17 protein-coding genes are annotated in these 20,317 nt (G+C 39.0%); 7 read left to right on the top strand and 10 right to left on the bottom strand.

Going from position 1 to position 20,317, the window contains the following annotated elements; genetic code table 11:
- Positions 1 to 26: 26 nt before the first annotated feature.
- Together AN391_RS01830 and AN391_RS01825 are read right to left on the bottom strand one after the other, a co-directional pair.
- Positions 27 to 710: an anti-sigma factor domain-containing protein gene (locus AN391_RS01830; protein WP_055013806.1), complete on the bottom strand. Its 684-nt coding sequence runs from the start codon at positions 708 to 710 to the stop codon at positions 27 to 29.
- Positions 707 to 1,231 (bottom strand): sigma-70 family RNA polymerase sigma factor, encoded by a 525-nt coding sequence (locus AN391_RS01825; protein ID WP_055013805.1) that lies wholly within the window; start codon positions 1,229 to 1,231, stop codon positions 707 to 709. The genes AN391_RS01830 and AN391_RS01825 overlap by 4 nt, the downstream gene beginning before the upstream one ends.
- A gap of 449 nt (positions 1,232 to 1,680) precedes the next feature.
- Between AN391_RS01825 and AN391_RS01820 the strand changes: the two genes are divergently transcribed.
- On the top strand, positions 1,681 to 3,300 hold the full coding sequence (locus AN391_RS01820; RefSeq protein ID WP_055013804.1) for a diacylglycerol kinase family protein: 1,620 nt from the start codon (positions 1,681 to 1,683) through the stop codon (positions 3,298 to 3,300).
- Between the two features lie 38 nt (positions 3,301 to 3,338).
- Here AN391_RS01820 and AN391_RS01815 read toward each other — a convergent pair whose 3' ends face one another.
- Both AN391_RS01815 and AN391_RS01810 read right to left on the bottom strand, forming a co-directional pair.
- Positions 3,339 to 3,647, bottom strand: coding sequence for a VF530 family DNA-binding protein (locus AN391_RS01815; protein WP_055013803.1), 309 nt, complete (start codon positions 3,645 to 3,647; stop codon positions 3,339 to 3,341).
- Between the two features lie 54 nt (positions 3,648 to 3,701).
- Positions 3,702 to 4,004 carry a DUF1496 domain-containing protein gene (locus tag AN391_RS01810; RefSeq protein ID WP_055013802.1) on the bottom strand — a complete coding sequence of 101 codons (303 nt, stop codon included), beginning with the start codon at positions 4,002 to 4,004 and terminating at the stop codon, positions 3,702 to 3,704.
- A 117-nt stretch (positions 4,005 to 4,121) separates the two neighbouring features.
- Here AN391_RS01810 and AN391_RS01805 point away from each other — a divergent pair, with 117 nt between their 5' ends.
- Complete coding sequence (locus AN391_RS01805; protein WP_055013801.1) at positions 4,122 to 4,355, top strand: TIGR02647 family protein; 234 nt, start codon at positions 4,122 to 4,124, stop codon at positions 4,353 to 4,355.
- Here the strand turns inward: AN391_RS01805 and maiA are convergent.
- Together maiA and hmgA are read right to left on the bottom strand one after the other, a co-directional pair.
- Positions 4,352 to 4,981: a maleylacetoacetate isomerase gene (maiA, locus tag AN391_RS01800; RefSeq protein ID WP_055013800.1), complete on the bottom strand. Its 630-nt coding sequence runs from the start codon at positions 4,979 to 4,981 to the stop codon at positions 4,352 to 4,354. The genes AN391_RS01805 and maiA overlap by 4 nt on opposite strands.
- Before the next feature lie 5 nt (positions 4,982 to 4,986).
- A complete protein-coding gene (hmgA, locus tag AN391_RS01795) occupies positions 4,987 to 6,285 on the bottom strand; it encodes a homogentisate 1,2-dioxygenase (protein WP_055013799.1) in 1,299 nt (432 codons plus the stop codon).
- 414 nt (positions 6,286 to 6,699) lie between these two features.
- Here hmgA and AN391_RS01790 point away from each other — a divergent pair, with 414 nt between their 5' ends.
- A complete protein-coding gene (locus AN391_RS01790; protein ID WP_055013798.1) occupies positions 6,700 to 7,125 on the top strand; it encodes a MarR family winged helix-turn-helix transcriptional regulator in 426 nt (141 codons plus the stop codon).
- Between the two features lie 101 nt (positions 7,126 to 7,226).
- Here AN391_RS01790 and AN391_RS01785 read toward each other — a convergent pair whose 3' ends face one another.
- On the bottom strand, positions 7,227 to 10,370 hold the full coding sequence (locus tag AN391_RS01785; protein ID WP_055013797.1) for a TonB-dependent receptor: 3,144 nt from the start codon (positions 10,368 to 10,370) through the stop codon (positions 7,227 to 7,229).
- A 326-nt stretch (positions 10,371 to 10,696) separates the two neighbouring features.
- A complete protein-coding gene (locus AN391_RS01780) occupies positions 10,697 to 11,542 on the bottom strand; it encodes a S1/P1 nuclease (protein ID WP_055013858.1) in 846 nt (281 codons plus the stop codon).
- Positions 11,543 to 11,776: 234 nt separating this feature from the next.
- Here AN391_RS01780 and AN391_RS01775 point away from each other — a divergent pair, with 234 nt between their 5' ends.
- Together AN391_RS01775 and AN391_RS01770 are read left to right on the top strand one after the other, a co-directional pair.
- Positions 11,777 to 12,658, top strand: coding sequence for a hypothetical protein (locus tag AN391_RS01775; protein ID WP_055013796.1), 882 nt, complete (start codon positions 11,777 to 11,779; stop codon positions 12,656 to 12,658).
- The gene (locus AN391_RS01770) at positions 12,651 to 13,595 is read left to right on the top strand and encodes a hypothetical protein (protein WP_055013795.1); all 945 of its coding nucleotides are present in this window, start codon (positions 12,651 to 12,653) and stop codon (positions 13,593 to 13,595) included. Before AN391_RS01775 ends, AN391_RS01770 begins: the two co-directional genes overlap by 8 nt.
- 28 nt (positions 13,596 to 13,623) lie before the next feature.
- Here the strand turns inward: AN391_RS01770 and ushA are convergent, their stop codons facing one another.
- Positions 13,624 to 15,246 (bottom strand): bifunctional UDP-sugar hydrolase/5'-nucleotidase UshA, encoded by a 1,623-nt coding sequence (ushA, locus tag AN391_RS01765; RefSeq protein WP_055013794.1) that lies wholly within the window; start codon positions 15,244 to 15,246, stop codon positions 13,624 to 13,626.
- 294 nt (positions 15,247 to 15,540) lie between these two features.
- On the opposite strand from ushA, the gene AN391_RS01760 reads away from it, so the two are divergent.
- A complete protein-coding gene (locus AN391_RS01760; protein ID WP_055013793.1) occupies positions 15,541 to 16,299 on the top strand; it encodes a peptidylprolyl isomerase in 759 nt (252 codons plus the stop codon).
- A gap of 313 nt (positions 16,300 to 16,612) precedes the next feature.
- Here AN391_RS01760 and AN391_RS01755 read toward each other — a convergent pair whose 3' ends face one another.
- Positions 16,613 to 17,032, bottom strand: a complete 420-nt coding sequence (locus AN391_RS01755; protein WP_055013792.1) for an MAPEG family protein — start codon at positions 17,030 to 17,032, stop codon at positions 16,613 to 16,615.
- 168 nt (positions 17,033 to 17,200) lie between these two features.
- On the opposite strand from AN391_RS01755, the gene AN391_RS01750 reads away from it, so the two are divergent.
- Positions 17,201 to 20,092, top strand: coding sequence for an insulinase family protein (locus AN391_RS01750; protein WP_055013791.1), 2,892 nt, complete (start codon positions 17,201 to 17,203; stop codon positions 20,090 to 20,092).
- Positions 20,093 to 20,317: the final 225 nt, after the last annotated feature.

Genomic DNA, 20,317 nt, shown 5'->3' with positions numbered 1-20,317 from the left:
TAAGCCAACCTAATGCGATTATTGAGTTATAAAACCACTAAATCTGTAGTATATAACACTTGGGTTGGTAGGCCGTTGGGCGAGCCACCTAACGGCTCTAAACTTACTGCAAGTAGAGCAATATTCAGGGCATTAAAACGAGCGTCTTTTATTAAAAGCTTTTCACCTTGTTTAGGTAATAAACCAAGCGAAATAGGCGTGTCCTGTCCTTGTAAAATCATCCACAGCTCGTAGTCTTTATCTGTTTGCGCAACCAATTTGGAACTAGCTTTAATTGATAATGCTTGCTCGTCCACATTAATAATCCACAGTGATTGCTTATCTTGGTTTTGTACAAGCGCAATCTGCTGGCTATCTTGCAGTTGTGTTACTGGTTTAATAACTACAAATGCTAAAATAATACAGGCCGCTGTGGCTATAAACGACCAAGTACGCCATACCGATGGCGCCGGTTTTATAACTGTTTTAATAGGCTGAGCATTGCTTTCTATTTTATCTAAAATGTGCTGCCAAACATGCTCATCGGGTGCTTGTGGTGTAATTGCACTGGCTAAGCCATTTAAATTTTGCTCCCACATCATAGTGGCTTCTCGGGCTTGCGGTAAACTGAGCATTAAGCGTTGAAAACGCTTTCGTGCAAGGCCATTTAGAGTACCTAGCACATATTGCCCTGCTAAAGCATCAAGTAGTTCTGGTTTGTTATAGTTCATAATGTTAAACACCTCTGCAATTGCTGCAAACCACGCCTTATCCAGCTTTTAACTGTGCCTAAAGGCGTTTCTATATGATTGACCAACTCACCATGGCTTAAGCCTTTGTAATACGCTAGGTGAATGGCTTGTTTTTGCTGTGGGTCGAGTTGCTCAATGCAATTTACAAGTTTGGTTTGATCATCGTAGTTAATGTCTAAGTCTTGTTCATCATATTCCTCATCGCCTATGGCTTGTTCTTTTCTGACCTTATGATAGCGCAGCGCATCTAAGCTTCTGTACCGTACTATGCTTATCATCCAACTTATTACGGTGCCTTTAGTCGGGTTGTATTCTGACGCGTTATGCCAAATTTTTATAAATGCTTCTTGCAATACCTCTTCAGCGTGCGCTCGATTTGAGAGCATATTTAAACTTATTGCAAATAACTTAGCGCTTGTTTGCCGGTACAAATCGGCAAACGCAGCTTTATTACCTTGTGCTGTTTTACACAAAAGAGGAAGTAGATTGTCGTTTTCCATAGGGTTCCTGTTATTTTTATTATTATTGAGGCGCATTGCGCTGTATTAATTAAATTTTTACCTAGAAACATATTAAGTCTCGCGTGATAAACACTTATCGACTAGATATAAATGTAACTAAAATATAAACACACTCTCAATAAACGTGTGAGAAGGGCGATTGGATGCAAAACGTTGAACTGTTATTTATCTTAGCTGCTCTTAACTAAGAGACAAGTTTTAACCATAAAACAGACGCATAAGGCGAGTGAGAAAAAATGACCCAGAACTGTGTAAAAAGCGGCTAATATGGCCAATTTCTTTAAAGTTGAAGATTTTAACCTGTTTAATATCAATCAGTTATATTTATTTTTAAGTTCTAAACACAATTTTTGTTGGCCTGTAAATTGCAACTACACTTATAAACAGCTGTAAAAATTTGCCAAAACAGTAAAAATAAAGGAGAAAATATGTGGGCTGCAACGAGTTATTTAATTTTAGCGTTAATTTTTATATGGATAGGCTGGGAGGTTAACTCGGTTTACTTTGCAGTGGTGTTTTATTGGAGTGCCTTGTCGTTAATACTTGTCAGTGGCGCTTATATTTTTAATTTGGCAAAAATTTTTAGAAAGCGCGAGAATGGCATCATTCCTTTTTATATTCGTTGGGCTTTTGTGCCCTTTTTATTAGGTGCCCAAATTTACAATGCGTATTCTCGCAAGCACGATAAAGTCCCTCCCATTCAAAAAATTAACGAGCATTTATTTTTAGCATGTCGATTGTTTCCCTCTGATATTGATACGTTAAAAGAAAACGGCATAACAGCAATATTAGATGTAACGTGTGAGTTTGATGGCTTGGAGTGGAGCTCAACCCAAGAAAATATTAGCTATTTAAATATCCCGGTGCTTGATCATAGTGTGCCTACTCATTCGCAATTAAACCAAGCCATTAACTGGATACATCATCATATTAAAGAAGACCGCCGAGTGGTCGTTCATTGCGCACTAGGAAGAGGGCGCTCAGTATTTGTGATGGCTGCATATTTGTTGAGCCAAGATAAAAATGCAGATGTACATCAAATACTTGCACAAATTAAAGAGACACGTGAAACCGCAAACCTTAATAAACACCAACTTCACCATTTGGCTAAACGACATAAAAAAGGGGAGCTTGTTATAAAAAACAAAGCGGTATTAATAGCAAACCCAGTGTCGGGCACCAAAATGTGGCAAGATAAAGAGCCCTTAATAGTGGCTAGGCTGTCGGAATATTATGATTTAAACGTTTTAACTACCTCTAAAGAAGTAAATGGAATTGAACTTGCTAAACAAGCTATTAAAAATAAGCCAGACATAATAATTGCCTGTGGCGGTGATGGAACCGTGACAGAAGTAGCTAGTGTGTTGGTAAACACTCAGTGCAAGCTGGGTATTATCCCAATGGGTACAGCCAATGCTTTAGCCCATGTGCTTATGGGTATTAGCTCTAAAATAATTCCTGTTGAACAGGCCTGCGAATTAATTATAGATGGGCAAACTCATACAATAGACACCGCCTACTGTAATGACGAGCTCATGCTGTTGTTAGCGGGAATTGGTTATGAGCAATCGATGATTGAAAAAGCCGACAGAGATTCAAAAAATAAATCGGGTCAGCTTGCTTACTTAAACGGCTTTTTTCAGGCATTTAGTGAGCAAAAAGCGCAAACACTCTATGTAACTCTTGATGATAACCAAACCCAAGAGGTGCACACAAATAGCTTTATTGTTGCTAACGCAGCCCCTTTTACCACGTTGTTAGCGCAAGGGGGAGGACAGCCTAATCACGAAGATGGTTTATTGGACATAAATTGGCTGATACCGAGCGAAGAAAACACAACCAGTGTGCTTAGTATTGCTGAGTTGATGTTTAGTAGTATTACACAAACGCAATTAGCTATTAGTTCGCATCATACCAACGCTAAAAAAGTAACGATTACTGCAGATGAAGAAATCAAGTATGTATTAGATGGTGAAATAAAAACAGCTGATACGCTTACTATTACAGTTGACCCTGCCTCATTAAATGTAATTAGTAAGGAATTATAAAATACAAAATGCACGTATTTAACGTGCATTTTTGTGTATTACTTTTTAATGCTTGGCCAAACAAAACCACTGCTATTGCTTGAGCTAGTAGGCTTAGAGCGCTGAGCGCTTTTGGGTTTACGCAGCGGTTTGTTACTTAGCGTATGTAAGTAGAGAGCTTCAACTTTATCGCGTGCCCAAGGGGTTTTACGTAAAAATTTTAAGCTTGATTTAATGCTTGGCGAGTCGGTAAAACATTTAATGTTTACTTGCTCGCCCATGGCTTTAAAACCTAAACGTTGTTCAAGCTCTACTAAAATTTGTTCTAATGTTACCCCGTGAAGAGGATTCTTTGGTTGATTATCCATAGCCATACTACTTATTTAAACTGTGCGCATTGTAGCGTAAATCCGCATTTAGCGCTAATTGACCCTAATGGTTTTAAGTTTTGCGGGGTAAACAAGATTGCCTTTTTTATCTAATTTTAACCAAATGAGCTTACTGTTATTATGCTGAGGGTTACTAGCTGCACATACTAAGGTAAAAGAATGTACTTGCACCGGCGCACCTTCACTATAACGTTTGTTATCGTACCAACAAATATTACCAGCGTTAATAACCTCGTTAGTGTCAATAATAGAATGTGTTTTAACTGTTTTAGCATCGCTACTAGGGGGAAGAGTTAACGCAATTGTAAAAATAAATAAAACCATAATATGGCGCATGAGCCACCTCGAATTTTGATAGTTTAAAAATAGTACACACGATTAAAAAACATGCTAGGGTAAGTAATAGCGTTATACAACACTGACTTAAACACACAACTATAAAAAGGTGAAGACATGCGATTTAATCAAATAATGATAGATGAATTTACGTTATTAGCTAAGTTTCCTAGGGATAGCAAAATGCAGGGGATAAAGTTACATTCTGACGCAGAGCCTAATTTATTAAGTGCGGCGCAACGCTTATTTGATAAAGGCGTAATAGATAGCCCAGATGGTGGCTATTTGACCGATCTGGGCTTAGATTTAATAGAGCATGTAAGTGTTATTCACAGCGCTTTAAAAAGTTAAACTGCATCGCGTTGATTTTGCGGCGCTGCTTCATTAAAAGCGGGCAGTGCATTACAGCGTGCATAAATGGCTGCAATTTTTGGATACGCAGCCATATCTACATTAAAACGCAACGCATTAAATACCTGTGGCACTAGACAAATATCAGCCAGTGATGGTTTATCGCCTACACAAAAATCACAGTCTTCGCTTAGCATTGATTCAATTTTTTCAAACCCGACCTCAACCCAATGTCTGTACCATTTATTTTTCGCCTCGTCATTAACGCTCAGTTCATTTGATAAATACTTTAAAACACGTAAATTATTTACAGGGTGAATATCACACGCTACGGCATAACTTATGTTACGAATCTGCGCTTTTTGCCATGCACTCCCATAAACCAGAGGCGTTTGCGGATAACTTTCATCTAACCATTCTAATATAGCAAGTGATTGCGCTAATACACCGTCCTCTGTTTCAATAGCGGGTAATAAACCTTGCACGTTTTTATCTAAGTAAGGCTGAGCTAACTGCTCAGATTTAAGTAAATTAACAAATTGTATATCGTGTTCAATGCCTTTTAAATTAAGTGCTATGCGAACACGGTATGCAGCAGATGAGCGAAAGTAGCTGTAGAGTTTCATTGTCATTATTCCTCGCCTGTAAAGTGTTTAGTGATACTACGCCAACATTGAGTGTAATTAGATTGGCGCTCTTTTCCTTCAAGGGCATATTTAGTGGGCGATATTATGTAACGAGACTCAAACATAAAGGCCAGCGTGTTCTCGTATTTTTGTGGTGTGAGCTCAGCATTAGATGCTTTTTCGAATACCTCGGCTTCAGGCCCATGGGGCGACATACAATTATGCAAACTAGCGCCTCCTGGTACAAACCCGTGCTCTTTTGCATCGTAAACCCCTTCTATTAAGCCCATGAACTCACTCATAATATTGCGATGATAATAAGGAGGCCTAAACGTATTCTCTGCTACCATCCAACGTGGTGGAAAAATTACAAAATCCACATTTGCCATGCCCTCAGTGGCTGAGGGAGAGGTAAGTACAGTAAATATTGAAGGATCTGGGTGATCAAAACTTACAGTGTTAATAACATTAAAGCGGGCTAAATCGTATTTGTACGGGGCGCTGTTACCAGTCCATGCAACCACATCAAAAGGCGAATGAGTGACCGAGCAACTAAAGAGATTACCATTAAATTTAGTCACTAATTCAAAGTCACCTTCTTTGTCTTCAAATGACGCAACGGGGTATTTAAAGTCTCTGTCGTTCGCGTAGCCATTTGCACCAACGGGGCCGCGCTCGGCGAGCTCAAACGCATGGCCATAGTTTTCACAAATGTAACCACGTGCAGTTTCATCTATTAAATCAACCGAGAATTTAATCCCGCGAGGAATGACGGCAATTTCCCCCGGTTTTACAGTCAGCTTTCCGCACTCAGTGTGTAATAGCAACTCGCCATGCTGAGGCACAAACAACATCTCACCATCGGCATTACAAAAGTAGCGCCCTTGCATAGAATTATTAGCCACATAAACATGAATACCAATACCCGATTGACCATTGGCATTGCCATTTGCAGCCATTGTAATTAACCCATCAATAAAATCAGTAGGCTTTGAGGGAATATCAATCGGGCTCCAGCGCATCATCGTAGGGGGCGTAATTGCTTCAGTTATAGGTGCTGTTCTGATTAGTGCATTATCTATTGCAGTATAGTCACCTTGTACCACCGATGGACGAAGGCGGTACAGCCACGTACGACGATTAGCGGCACGCGGCGCCGTAAAGGCCGTGCTGCTAAATTGCTCGGTGTATAAATTATATTTAACTTTTTGTGGGGTAAATTGCCCAACAGGCAGTGCGCCGGGAAGCGCTTCGGTTTCAAACTCATTGCCAAAACCGCTCATGTAGTTTATTTCGCTGGCCATAATATGATCCTGTAAAAGTGACAGTGTTTTATCTTTCTAGGGCCGTTTATCTTTCGAGGTTGAATTTGCAGCAGTCTGTTTGGTAATTAGGCAAGGCAGAGCCTATGCAGTGTGGTTGTTCCCCATAAATAGGCGATAATGTAGCATAAATGCCAAACAGGCGCTGCCCGAAGGGTTCTGCCTAGGGGTCATTTACTCTTTGTTGCTCGGTTTTTACTTAGCCCACTAGGTTACAAACCTCGCGCCGCGATTAAATGGCCCCTAGATTGAACAAATTTCAATCCTGAAAGGTCAACAGACCCTAATTAGTTTAAAGTACTCTCATGTGAGAGTAATTTCAAATGGGCGCATGTTTTAGCCTGTAAATTAAAATGCACAGTTTTCATGGTGTGTAAATGTGATGAGAAAGCAATAATGAAAATAGATTTAGAGCACTTTTTGCCCTATCAGTTAAACCAAATGGCAAATCACATAAGCGATGATTTTGCGCGTGTTTATCAGCAAAAATACGACTTAACGATTCCTCAATGGCGGGTGTTGGCAAACTTGGCGCAATATGGCAAAAGTAGTGCTAAAGATTTATGTACACAAGCCAATATGGACAAGTCAACGGTTTCGCGAGCTATTAAATCATTGCTACAAAGAGGGTATATAGAAGCTGAATTAAATCAGCAAGATAAGCGAGTAACTCAGGTTATGTTAAATGAGCAAGGCAATGCAATTTACAAGCTGATAGCGCATGATGCACAAAACTGGGAAGCGCAATTAGCTAAAAAATTTACCAAGCAACAACAAGCACAATTGCTAAATTTACTAAAAGAGCTAAAAGGGGCTTTATAATCCCAACCCTTAAATTCGATCAGTTAATTAGGCGGATTGGTATAAAAAAAGCCCATCAGTTGATGGGCTTTAATAAACATTTAGTCTTTATACTAATGAGATTAGAAGGTGTAACGTACACCTACACGCATTTGCCATAAAGACGCATCAGTTTGTACTGATGTATTTGCATTGTTTTCGTTAAAGCCAGAGTATACGTAACGGCCTTGCTCATCAATTGATGTTGAAATCATGCTAGCGCCAACGAAAGGACCTTTTTTAAGTACGCCCCAATCATCGTTTAATAGGTTAGTTAAGTTATCAATTACGAAGAACGCTTCACCTTTATGGCCATCCATAAAGCCTGGTAATTCTTGAGTAACTTTAAAGTTAAATTTAACAAACCAATCTGAGTTTTCAGCATTACGGCCAGTGATTTCACCGCGCTCTAAACCGTTAGACGCGATAAAGTCGTTAAACGCGTTAATTTCATCAGCGCTCATGTCGTAAACAACGTTAGGATCGTTTTCAAGTGGTACGTAAAGTAATTGACGATCGCCATTCCAGTTAGCATCGCCCCATACATTTTCGTCGCTCCCATCAAATGTGTAGCTGTATGGTAAGCCTTTGTATGCTTCACCGTATAGGTTAAAGCGAGTAGCAAAACCATCAACAAACTCATGCGTGTAGCCAAGCGTCATAGTAAAACGATGTGGGATTTCGTAATCTGATGATGCAACACCAGGGTTACCAGGATCCGTTAGCGCAATATTACCGTAGTTTGAGCCCGCAACAGAGCTTGTCATTGGGTTAACATCGTCTGAATCTGTGTACGCGTAACCAAAGTTAACGCTTACGCCATTGTCAAACATTTTGCTTACAGCTAATGAAATAACCGATGAATCACCGCTATCACCACTTACATTTGTAAGAAGGTATTCACCATCACGGCCTTCGATTGACTCGTAAATAGGACGACCATCAAATGTAGTTTCGCCCGAATCCTGAAGTGCGATGTCGCGCATTAAGGCAGCATCTTTCTTCTTAGAGTATAAGTAATCAAGTGAAATTACATACTCGTTTTCAGTTGTGTATGTTGCACCGATTGAGTATTTCCACTCAGAAGGGATTTCAAAGTCTGGGTCAACTGCATTTACTGTAGCATCACCTGAGCCAATTACAGTGTTAGCAACTTCATCAAACATCTCTTGCGGTACTTCAAAACCAGGCGTGCCGCCATTTACGTTTGGCGTGTTGAATAAATCAACCGAGCTGCGGAATGTACCGATGTTTGTAATACCATCGTTAGAGTAAGAGTTAGATAACCACACATTTGGGTTACCACCAGAGAATAAGCCAACACCAGCACGAACTTCTAACTCGTCTGTTGCATACCACTGGAAGCCAACACGTGGTTGAAGTAAATCAATACCATCAAACGTGCTTTGGTTACTAAAACCATAGCGGTCAGTATAGTTTTGGTTAAAGTTTGGTACGTCATCACTTGTGTATTTATCGTAGCGTAAACCAAACGTGATGTTTGCATCTAAGTCTGTAAATGCGTATTCGTCTTGAACATAAAACGTATGCTGAGCGTATGAGAAACTTGCAGCCGCATCGTTAGGATCATTAGTACCGGCAGCATTGTTGTAGTAAACAGCGTTTGCGATACCTTGCTCAAATAAATCAATACCCGTTACGTCTGAATCTCTTTCGTTATAGAAACGGTACTCGCCTTCAGTATGCTGTACGAATAAGTTAAATACTTCTAACTCTTCAAACTCATAGCCAGCTGTAATGGTATGTTGGTCAAGGTAGTAAGTACCCGCTACTTTAAATGTAGTGGTATCGTAATCTAGATCATTTGATTGACGAGAGTCATCTGGGCCAATGTAAACTGTACCACCGTTACCTGTGCTTATTTGCATTTCACCAAAGCTGCTTGCAGCATCAAGTGATTGTACCGTTGCATCTAGTTCTGATTTACCAATACGAACTTCAGTTGAAAAATCATCTGACCAATCTGAGTATACTGAAGCAATGATTGAAGTAAATTCTGCACTTTGGTCGTAAAAGTGGTTTGATAGTGAAACACGGCTAGAACCAGTGTCTGACTGTGAAACTGTATTACCGTCGTTGTAGTTGTAGATTAAGTTTGCACGGTGATCTTCGTTGATGTTCCAATCTAATTTAACTAAGATTTTTTCATCTTCAACAGGCATACTTGAAGGCATACCGCCTACGTCATAGCCATATACAGTTTGAGCAATGTTTGTAATACGAGCAATATCATCTGCAGTTACACTGCCGCTGCTTAAACCGTCGTAGTTAAACTGTTGTACACCTTCAAGTTTTTCGTATGAAGTGAATAAAAACAGTTTATCTTCGATTAACGGTAAACCAACGTTAAAGCCGTAACGTTTTTCGGTGTAGTTACCGTTATCAACGTCTTCGCCTTCGATTTTATCGCCTTTTAATGAATCGCTTGTGTAATCATAGAAGATGCCACCGTGAACTTCATTTCCACCTGACTTAGTTACCGCATTGATGTTACACGAAGTAAAGCCACCGTACTGTACGTCAAATGGTGCTAGCTCAGCTGAAACCTGTTCAATTGAATCAAAAGAGAAAGGTGCACGAATAGTTGGGTAACCGTTAGAGCTTAAACCAAAGTTATCGTTCATACGAACGCCATCAAGCGTTAAGCTGTTGTAACGAGGGTTACCACCACCACAGTTAATTGAACCACGGCTATCGTCAATTGTGATACGCGGGTCAATACGAATGATATCTTTTAAATCACGGTTAATAGCAGGCGTGTTTTCAAGATCAGTTAATGTAAATGTAGATGCTGGACCAGTTCCACCAGACATAGAGCTGATAGGCGCGCCAGTAACAACAATTTGCTCCATGCTTGATTGTGGCTCAAGTGAAGCATTTACTGGGTAATCGTTACCGATATTAAGGATAATGTTATTGAATTCTTGGTCAGCATAGACATCAGAGTCAACAATTACCTTGTACGGACCACCAACACGGAGGCCTTTAGCAGTAAAGTAACCCGCATCATTCGCTTCAGTTGTTTTAACTGAACCAGACGGTACGTGTAAAATTGTTATTTTAGTACCTGGAGCAGGGTTACCATTTGGACCAGTAATTTGCCCTTTAATCGCAGAGGTGGTTTCGTTGGCGAATGCAGCGCCACTTACACTAACACATGCAGCGATAGCAAGTGAAAGTGCTGTTTTTTGAAGTTTAGTCTTCATTTTCATTTCCCGTGAAAGTTATAATTAAATTGTTATTTTAAGTCGTATAACCCCAGCGTTTTTCACTAAGGGTATACTCTTGTAATATGCAAAATTAATTTGCACAATTTATACTTGTATACTTAACTAAATATGGATTAATTACTTATTGTTATGTTACCGACATTATATGACAGTATTATGAAATGTAACTTATATAACTCCCTCTATAGTTAATTACACTTTGTAATCAATGCATTTCCAGCTTTATTATTTTAGCTATACTCTAAACCGTGTATAAACATAAATTAATTCCCGTGTGTAGGTTTTTATTTATAGGTTGATTGTTATTTTATCGTTATTTTTAAGTTTTTATTATCTTCTGATGAATCAAATAAATAGTTTAATACACCCGCAAGTCTAATGCCTGCTTTTTGTAAACGCTGCTTAACAAGAGGATTGTATTTGAAAACATAACTATAGCTTACTTCGTCATCGGTTGAGTTATAAATTTCTTCAGCCAGTTTGTGAGACTCCATAAGCCACGTAGTAGGGCTACTCTGCAAGTAGGTTTTAATGAGTGATGTATCGTTTGTATCTATAAATTTAGCGTATTCAGTATAAGCTAGATTCTCATTTTCTATTAATCCAGTGTCCCAAAGGCTATGCAAATTGGTCTCGTTATCAAAAAAATCGACCTTAATTAAATTGCCGCCTCTATCTTCACTTCGCCCAGCATGAAATGGTTGATGGCTGTCGCCAACCAAGTGAACTAAAAACTTTAAAGCAAACTGTTTTTCTTGAAGTGAAGTAGTCGATGACTGGAGTGTATTAATAGAGAAGTAGATACCTTCTAGAATGTTTGTAACATCATCTTTGCTGTGTGTGTGTGCGTGATTTAGGGAAAGCGTTTTATTTTTGGGAAGATTTATGTAATGCCAGCGAGAAGATTTTTTACGCCAAAATAGCTCAGGGTTAGATCGCATTTCATCAGCCCAAGTCGCTATTTTAGCTAATGATTGACCTTCCAAAAGTGGTGCTAAATTATGAACGGCTTGGTTGGTTAAGTGTTGCTCAGCAATATAACCAACGATACGGTGGCCATTTTGGCCCCATGCATACGATTTACTTGTTGTAAAAACAGCACTAATTATTAACGTTGTTGCTACGAGAGTAGCAATTTTAATGCGCATTAATGTTTTCTGCATTTATTTTTATTCACCTATATAGCTGGTATGAGCATTGTGATTGTTTTTACTTAATATAGGAAGGAGTCAAGAGTATTCATTATTTCTTATTCATAACCCTTTAATTTCAGCTAGTTATGATATATGGGTAAAATTACCTATTGTAATAAGTAAGAAATATTGTTCAAATATAGCCTTTGCATTGTTAGGTACACCTTATTGGTGGGGTTTATAGAGGTCATGTTACATAAACTGTCGTTTGTTACACTTTTGTTTCTGGTTATGGTTGCTGCGTGGTCTGTAGGAAATGTAAGCGTAAACAGTGACGAAATTACTTTTCCAGAATTAATAAAAACGTCAACACAATGTTATACCACGGCAAGTGAGAACAAAAATCAGCTCATTGTATTTACGCCCTCGCAAAGTGTTGCAGAGCGACTTACTGAGTCGCTTTGCGTTGATTCAGTAGTAACTAAGCAATATGGTTCTGTTAAAGGTTATTGGGGCGATAGCACAACTGAAAGCTTTGACTTTGTGGGTAAAGGGATAGCGGATCTGGTACTTGCAAAAAATAATATAATGAACGCTTTTAATGCTGAGCTTACCTACAACTACCAAGCCGTTGTGGGCTTTTCTGATTATACAGCGTACTTTATTTCTTCAAAGGAAAAACCTCGCTTAACAAAACAGTACTTTTTAGATAAGCGCATAGGCTTGTTGGATTACCCTACAAGCCGCTCTGGCCATATATTACCCAAAAAGGTGTTTAAAGATTTAAATATAAACCAAGGCAACTTAGACATTACTTATGCAAGTTCACACAGCGAGCTTCGTGATTTATTAGCTAATGGGCAGGTAGATATTATTGCATCTTTTTGGAAAGAGAGTGACGCCGAGCGTTTTTCAAAAAATTATATAACGCCCTTAAGTAACAAAATTTCAGGTTCACGTTGGTATTTAAAAATGCAGCAAAATAATACTGACCTATTATGCGCTGTGCAGCGTCATATTCTTGATATGTCTAAAGAACAAACATTAAGCTATTACAAAGAAGCACAATCATACTGGGATTGCACCTCAGAACACGTAACAGCAAAAGATGAGAGCATTAAAAATGGATAAGTATAAATATGTTGTTTTTGGCTGTGCTGTTTTTTTTATTAATTGCTTTGTATTCTATGTCTCTGTCATTAGCGAGCAGAATCACGTCATTAAACACCAGGTTATCGAAACGGAAAAACAAGTAGCCCTAGACTTGCCGTTAATTGCGCTTTCTAACGCTCTTTTAAAGCACTCGGGTAATCAGCATGCAGTGCAAGACTATTTAATAAAGCTTAACGATTATTTAGGCAACAACTTACGTTTAGTTAAAATTGTGCCAAAGTCTGCAAAGCCTTTAGTTTTAAAACCAAATCAATTTGTAAGAACACTTAAGTCGAGTACCACGCATGTCTCTTTAGTATTCGAGAAAAACGCACAATTTTGGTCAGAAACTCGGTTTTTGATTTGTTTGTTATTCTTAGTCTTGAGTGTTTTATTCAGTAAATGGTTAAAATCTATTACGGAAATGCCTGCTGAGGTAAAAGGTACGCCACAAAACGCCAATACAGAGGTAAGCACGCCTAAAGAGCTTGTACTGATTATTGATTTAAACACTAAAACGCTCAGCAATAATTACTTTCCAGAAAATACGGTGTGTTTAGCAAACAAGCCGCTATGCTTTTATTTAGCCTTGATAGAGTTTTGCAGAGATAACCGTGATGTTGTGCTAAATCAAAATAAATATGTGCCAGATGAGCTTATAGAGTTGGCTAATAAGTACTTTTACAGGTTGATTGAGCTTGGGCACACTATACGCAAGCGCCCAAATTTTAATAGCAGTTTAGAAAAAACATTAAGCGAGATACGTGCAGCTTTAGATGAGGTATTATCAGAGCACCCTGATATGAAAGATATTTACTATCCGCCTAAAGCCTATGGCGAAGGTTCGAGGTCTCGATTACATAGCTATGCGTTAATAAATATTGCAAAGGGAAATATCGAAATAAAAGGAAAGTAGCCAGCTACTTTCCTTTTTAAAAACTTTTTTATTTAGGTGCAAACTCCGCAGCTTTAAGTGGGCTATGTTGCATGATAAACGTTTTAAGTGCCTGTGCATCGGTTTCGTCTGTGCTCACAAAGCCTTTAAGTTTATTTATTGCGGGGTAACCATCACCACCTGATGCGTTATAACTATTCAAACTCATTCGATAGGTTTTATTTTTATCAAGCGGTTTACCGTTAATAAATACACTGACTAATTTGCCATTTTTACGAGTGAATGCCAATTTGTGATATTGCAAATAGGCCCCCGCATCAACAGGGAAGCCAGTGACTGTCTCTAAGTAATCCCATAGATCATTTCCTTGCCAGTCCATATAGGTAATGCGATTTTTAAACGGGTGCACTTTTAAAATATCTTTATAGCTAATATCACCGGCTTCAATTGAACTTCTGATCCCGCCACCACTAATAAGGCCGAAATCGGCACCGACTACATTCATTTGTGCTTGAATTATCACGCGTGCTAAGTTGGTTTGTTGGTAACGTACTTTGTTTCTATCGCCCTCTAAGCGCGCATCAACACTGCCAATTTTTCCAGCAATTTGTTTTGCGCCTTTGGCTTGGTACGTAGCCAAAAAAGCTTTTAAAGTAGGATCAGGCTCAATGTATTGATTTGCTAATACTTGTTTACTTGACCCATCGGCTTGAACTTCATCTACATATAAATTAACTGGCATTAATTTGTAATCTAGTAAGGTCAGCGTGCCATTTTCTAGTTTGAACTCTGCTTTACCTACATATTTACCCCATTCATGCGCTTGCATAATCCATGTGCCGTTTTGCTGATCAGGCTTACATGCAAGTCCAGGTTTAAACTTGTCGTCATTTTTATTTTTTCCAGCCATACAAACAGGCTCTTGCGAATGACCGCCAATAATCATATCTAAAGTATTTGTAGGTAGAGAGCGCGCAAGCGTCACATCACCTGGCGCATTAATACCAAAGTTTGCATCTACATAATGGCCCATGTGTGTCACTGCAATCATAATATCGGGGTTATATTGCGCCTTAATTTTTTTAGCAAGGGATGCGGTGACCTCAGTAGGGTCTTTAAATTCTAAATGCCCAATATATTGAGGGTTAGCTATTTTAGCTGTGTCTGTGGTAGTAAGCCCAATAACCGCGATTTTTAAGCCATTTTTTTCGAAAATTTGATAAGCTTGAAAAGCGTTTTCTCCGGTTGCTTTATCAAAAATATTTGCAGACAGTAATGGAAAGTTAGCCCATTGTTGCTGCTTAGCTAAAACGCTAAGCGGGTTGTCAAATTCATGGTTACCAATAGCCATAGCATCGTATCCCAGTAATGACATACCCTTAAAATCAGGCTCAGCATGCTGCAAGTCTGACTCAGGTATACCGGTGTTTATATCACCCCCTGATAGCAGTAGAACTGCATGGCCTTGCTGTTGTGCTTTGTTGCGTAAAGCGTCAATTAACGTTTTACGCGCTGCCATACCGTACTCGCCTTTTTCGTTATGCCAAAAGCGCCCATGATTATCGTTAGTATGTAATACAGTAATATACTGTGGGGAAGGGGCTGTGTTTAAAGGCGCGCTTGTACAACCTATGATAGATAAAATAACTGAAAATAAAATAATTATACGCATGAAATACCCGTTTATTATGCTGTGCTTAATTTATTAGACGGTTAGTTTAAACTAATTTTACGATAAATAACGTACTTATTTTATCCTTTTTTACTTGCAGCTAATAAAAGTAATATTAAATTATTAATAACTTTTTATTAAGCAAATAAAGTGAGTGTTATTTAAAATAATATGTAATGAAATGTAACTAAAGCGGTGCTATTTGTAGTTGCGCTCCATTAATGCTCTAGCATGGCGTATAGTGTTGTTTAGTATTAACACTTACTTTAAATAACAATAACAAAAGGACTCATAATGAAAAAGTGCTTGATTGGCTCGCTACTTGCGTTTTCGTGCTTTACTAGCCAAGCCACCATTGTTGAAATGCAAACCTCGCACGGTGTAATACAAATTAACTTGTTTGATCAACAAGCCCCCAATACGGTTGCTAACTTTTTAAGTTATATTGAAGATGACGCATATAACCAAACTGTTATACACCGCTCAGCCAGCGACTTTGTAATACAAGGCGGTGGCTTTACATTTACCGACGAATTAGTGCCAATAACCACTAAACCTGCTGTTGTTAATGAGCCTGTTTTATCTAATGTGAAGGGCACAATCGCGATGGCTAAATTAGCCAACGATGAAAACAGCGCAACGAGCCAGTGGTTCTTTAATATGGTTGATAATAGCGAAGCGCTTGATACTCAAAATGGCGGTTTTACAGTATTTGGACAAATTACAGCGCAAGGCCAAGCGACGCTCGATAGTATTGCAGGGTTGGTACACTGTGGTGATATTCCGTTAGTTGATATAACCAGTGAGCAATGCTCAAGTAGCGATGTCGCTCTGAGCAGCGCTAACTTTGTAACTATTAATAGTGTGGTGGTATTAGATGACGACCCGCTTTCATCTGCCGGCTTAAACCCAATAGCTAATACATTAATAAGCCAAGAGGATTCACCCTCTGAGGCTGGTTCGGTAAGTAGCTCGGGTGGGAGTATGGGGGTTGGCTTTTGCTTAATTGCACTGCTTGGAGTGGGTACACGCTTAAATCGCGCCAAATATTAGGGCCTGTTGACCTTTCAGGATTAAAGTTTGTTCAATCTAGGGGCGTTTAATCGCGGCGCGAGGTTTGTAACCTAGTGGGCTAAGTAAAAACCGAGCAACAAAGAGTAAATGCCCCCTAGGCAGAACCCTTTCGGGCAGCGCCTGTTTGGCATTTATGCTACGTTATCGCCTATTTATGGGGAGCAACCACACTACATAGGCTCTGCTTTGCCTAATTACCAAACAGACTGCTGTAAATTTAACCTCGAAAGGTAAACAGGCCCTAACAATGCATTAAACAATAAATAAAAAGCGGCTAATAAAGCCGCTTTTGCTAAAATGCTAAAATTCGCCAAACAATCGCAAGCCATAAAGCAAACACGCTGGCGCAGCCAAGTAAAAAAACATTAAAGCGCATTCTTACATTATTACTGCCAATATGAATAACCGTATGCACAACACGCGAAATAACAAATAAGCACGCAAGCGCAGTTATTAAATAGCTGGCGCTGTTAAGTTGCAGTGCAACAATACAACCGATATAAAAAAGCACAGGTATTTCAAACTGATTAGTAAAGTTTCTATCGGCTACGCGTACGGTATCGCCTGCGTTATCAAGGCGCATGGTTTTAAAATCACTCAACTGTAATTGTTTGTTTTTTGCAGCCGCAAAGCGTCGTTTGCCCATAATTAACATTACAATTAGCGATAACGTTACTTGTGCAAACATGGCGAGTATTATTATTTTTTCCATCCTATTTCCTTCGTTATTATTTTACTGACTTTAAGTATGCAGGTGTTTTTCACAATGTGTTACATAAATTAGTATTATTTTGTGGTAAACCCTTAATTGTTAGTGTTAATTTAGTCCTGTTATGTTGTTTTTAGCGCATCCTAAGCGCAATTTTAATGGAAAAACAAAATGAAAAAAATTCTTGGTTTTAGCGCCATCGCTTTAGCAGTTTTAAGTGGCTGTACAAATACATCATCTACCTCACCGGTTGCTAGTTCTTCGCAAAGCACCTTACTCTCAGACACATTAGTTGTAAGCCCAAATGACACGCGTGAATATAAAACCCTAAAGCTTGAAAACGAAATAGAAGTTATTTTAGTCTCTGATCCAAGCGCTGAAAAATCAGCTGCATCGTTAAGTGTAGGTGTAGGTTTACTGCACGACCCTATGATGCAGCAAGGTATGGCACATTACTTAGAGCATATGCTTTTTTTAGGCACAGAGCGCTACCCAGATACCAAAGGCTACTCCGACTTTATGACTAAAAATGGCGGGGTAAATAATGCGTATACGTGGCTGGATATTACCAACTACATGTTTAAAATTAATAACGACGCTTTTGATGAAGCGCTAGACCGTTTTGCTGACTTTTTTAAAGCCCCTAAGCTTTACCCAGAGTATGCAGATAAAGAAAAAAACGCTGTGAATGCCGAGTGGTCTATGCGCCGAGAAATGGACTTTTTTGGCCAATTTAAACTCGCCCGTAAAATGATGGGGGATCACCCAGCTAACCGCTTTTTAATTGGTAATCTAGAAACGTTAGGAGACAAAGAAGGTAGCAAATTACACAAAGAAACAGTCGATTTTTACAATAAATACTATTCATCTAACATTATGAAAGTGGCGCTTATCTCAAACTTGCCAATTGAGCAAATGGAGCAAAAAGCGAGAACTTATTTTGCCGATATTGAAAATAAACACATTGAAAAACCATCTGTTACCGCAGAGCTTGATTTTGATAAAGCCGGCGGTAAAAAAGTGTACTATTCACCAAATGAAGATGTAAAACAGCTGCAACTTGAGTTTACTATTAATAACAATAGCAGCGACTTTGCGGTTAAACCTAATCGTTATGTTACTTATTTATTGAGTAATGAAATGCCAGGTAGCCCTGCACAATTACTGCGTGACAAAGGCTGGGTATCGCAATTAACCGCGTCACCGTCGCCTAGTCAGTATGGCAATTACGGCGCGCTGACTATTTCGCTAGAATTAACCGATGAAGGCATGAAAAACCGCGAAACAATTGTCGCAACTATTATGCAATACATTGAACTGATTAAAAAAGAAGGTGTAGACGCTAAGTACTTTAACGAAATTCGTACATCGCTTAGCAATCAATTTAAGTTTTTAGAAAAAGGCGATGAGTTTAGTTATGTCAGCGCGCTTACTGGCAGCATGCAAGATTATCCATTAAATCATGCCATTGATGCGCCTTATTATTATGCCAAATTTGACGCAGAGGCGATAAACGCAGTACTTAAACAATTAAATCCCGATACGCTGCGCGTATGGTATATTTCGCAACAAGAAGAAACCGACTCGCAACTGCATTTTTATGATGGTAAATACCGTATTGAAGATATTAGCGATGCCGAAATTGCCAGTTGGAAAACATCAAGCGAGTTTAAGCTTGCTTTACCCAGTGTAAATAACTTACTACCAGAAAGCTTTGCCATTAAAACAGCCAAGTTTAAAGAGCAAAAACACCCTGAATTGGCTTACGATAAAAACGGCGTAAAAGTATGGCGCCAAGCAAGCCAAAAATTTGCAGCCCAGCCCAAGGGGCTGGTTGAGGTATATATTAATACTCAACCTGGCTTAAACGATATTAAGGCTGAAGTACTATACGCAGTATGGGCTGACTTATATAACATGCAACAAAGCCAATTAAGCACCGAAGCCGCCATTGCCGGCATGAGCGTAAACCTTGCGCCAAGTAATGGTTTAGTTTTATCAATGAGTGGCTTTACCGATAAGCAAGATGTACTTTTAAAACAAGCGCTAAGCGGGTTAAAAGCCAAGGTAACAGCACAAGCATTTAACCAAGCAATTGATCGCTACAAACGTGGCTTGTTAAATCAGCAAAAGCAATTTCCGTATGCACAAGCATTTGGCGCTTACTCTAAACTTACCCGCACAGGCAGCTTTGATACAGAGGCACTGATAAAAGCGGCAGAAGCGTTAAGCGTTGCCGATTTAAACAAGCTAAAAACAGCCACGTTTGCCACCAACGATTTACGTGTATTTAGCTACGGTAATTACAACCAACAAGATATAGAATCGATAGCCAATGAATTAAGTGCCACTTTACCAAGCAATCATACATCGAGTGAGTTTGCGCGCAGTAAAGCATGGTTACCGCAGCCTGGCGAAACATGGGTACTTCAAAAAGATATTGATGTAGCTGATGTAGCTGTTGTAGATATGAGCGTACACCCAATAGCCGGCTATAAACAAAAAGCACAAGCTGCAGTACTACAAAGTCACTTTAGAACGGTTGCGTTTGACAAAATGCGTACCGAAGAGCAACTTGCATATGCTGTAGGTGCGTTGGCTCGCCCAATAGAGGATTACTCGGCAATCGGCTTGTTCATACAAACGCCGGTTAAAGGGCCAAAAGAAATTCAGGCACGTTTTGATCAATTCAAAAAAGAGTACGCGGTAGAGCTTGATAATATGAGTTTAGATACCTTTACCCAACTTAAAAACGCTACGCTTGTATCTCTCAAAGAGCAACCTAAAAACTTAAGCGATGAGATGGGGCCTCTCATTACAGATTGGTACCGCGAAAACTTTAATTTTGACTCCAAACAAAAACTAATTGATGAAGTCGAAAAAGTAACGCTTGAAGATATTAAGCAGTATTACAAACAAACTATGTTAAACCCGCAAGCTGCACGTTTAAATGTGCAACTACGTGGTACTAAGTTTACAGAAAGCGACTTTGCAGATTTGCCAAATCAAACGAAAATTAAATCGCTGGAAACCTATTACAAAGGAATAAAATTACAAAAATAATTTTGTATAGATTATGTATTTAACGCAAAACCCAGTGCAAATATGTACTGGGTTTTTTATATTTTCTTTAGGCTATACGCATCAATTAGCTGATAACTTATACCCATGCGCAATAATACGTAATCATTTTATGGGGCTAAACATGTCGCTATATGCGTTATTAATTCTCTTTTATCACAAATGATTAGAATTTTTGGCCAGCTACCAATACGTTCTAAACGCTTC

This window comes from Pseudoalteromonas sp. P1-13-1a, assembly GCF_001401875.1.
Classification (GTDB): Bacteria; Pseudomonadota; Gammaproteobacteria; order Enterobacterales; family Alteromonadaceae; genus Pseudoalteromonas.
The sequence above is the reverse complement of the archived record's forward strand: the minus strand, read 5'-3'. Positions and strand labels throughout refer to the sequence as shown.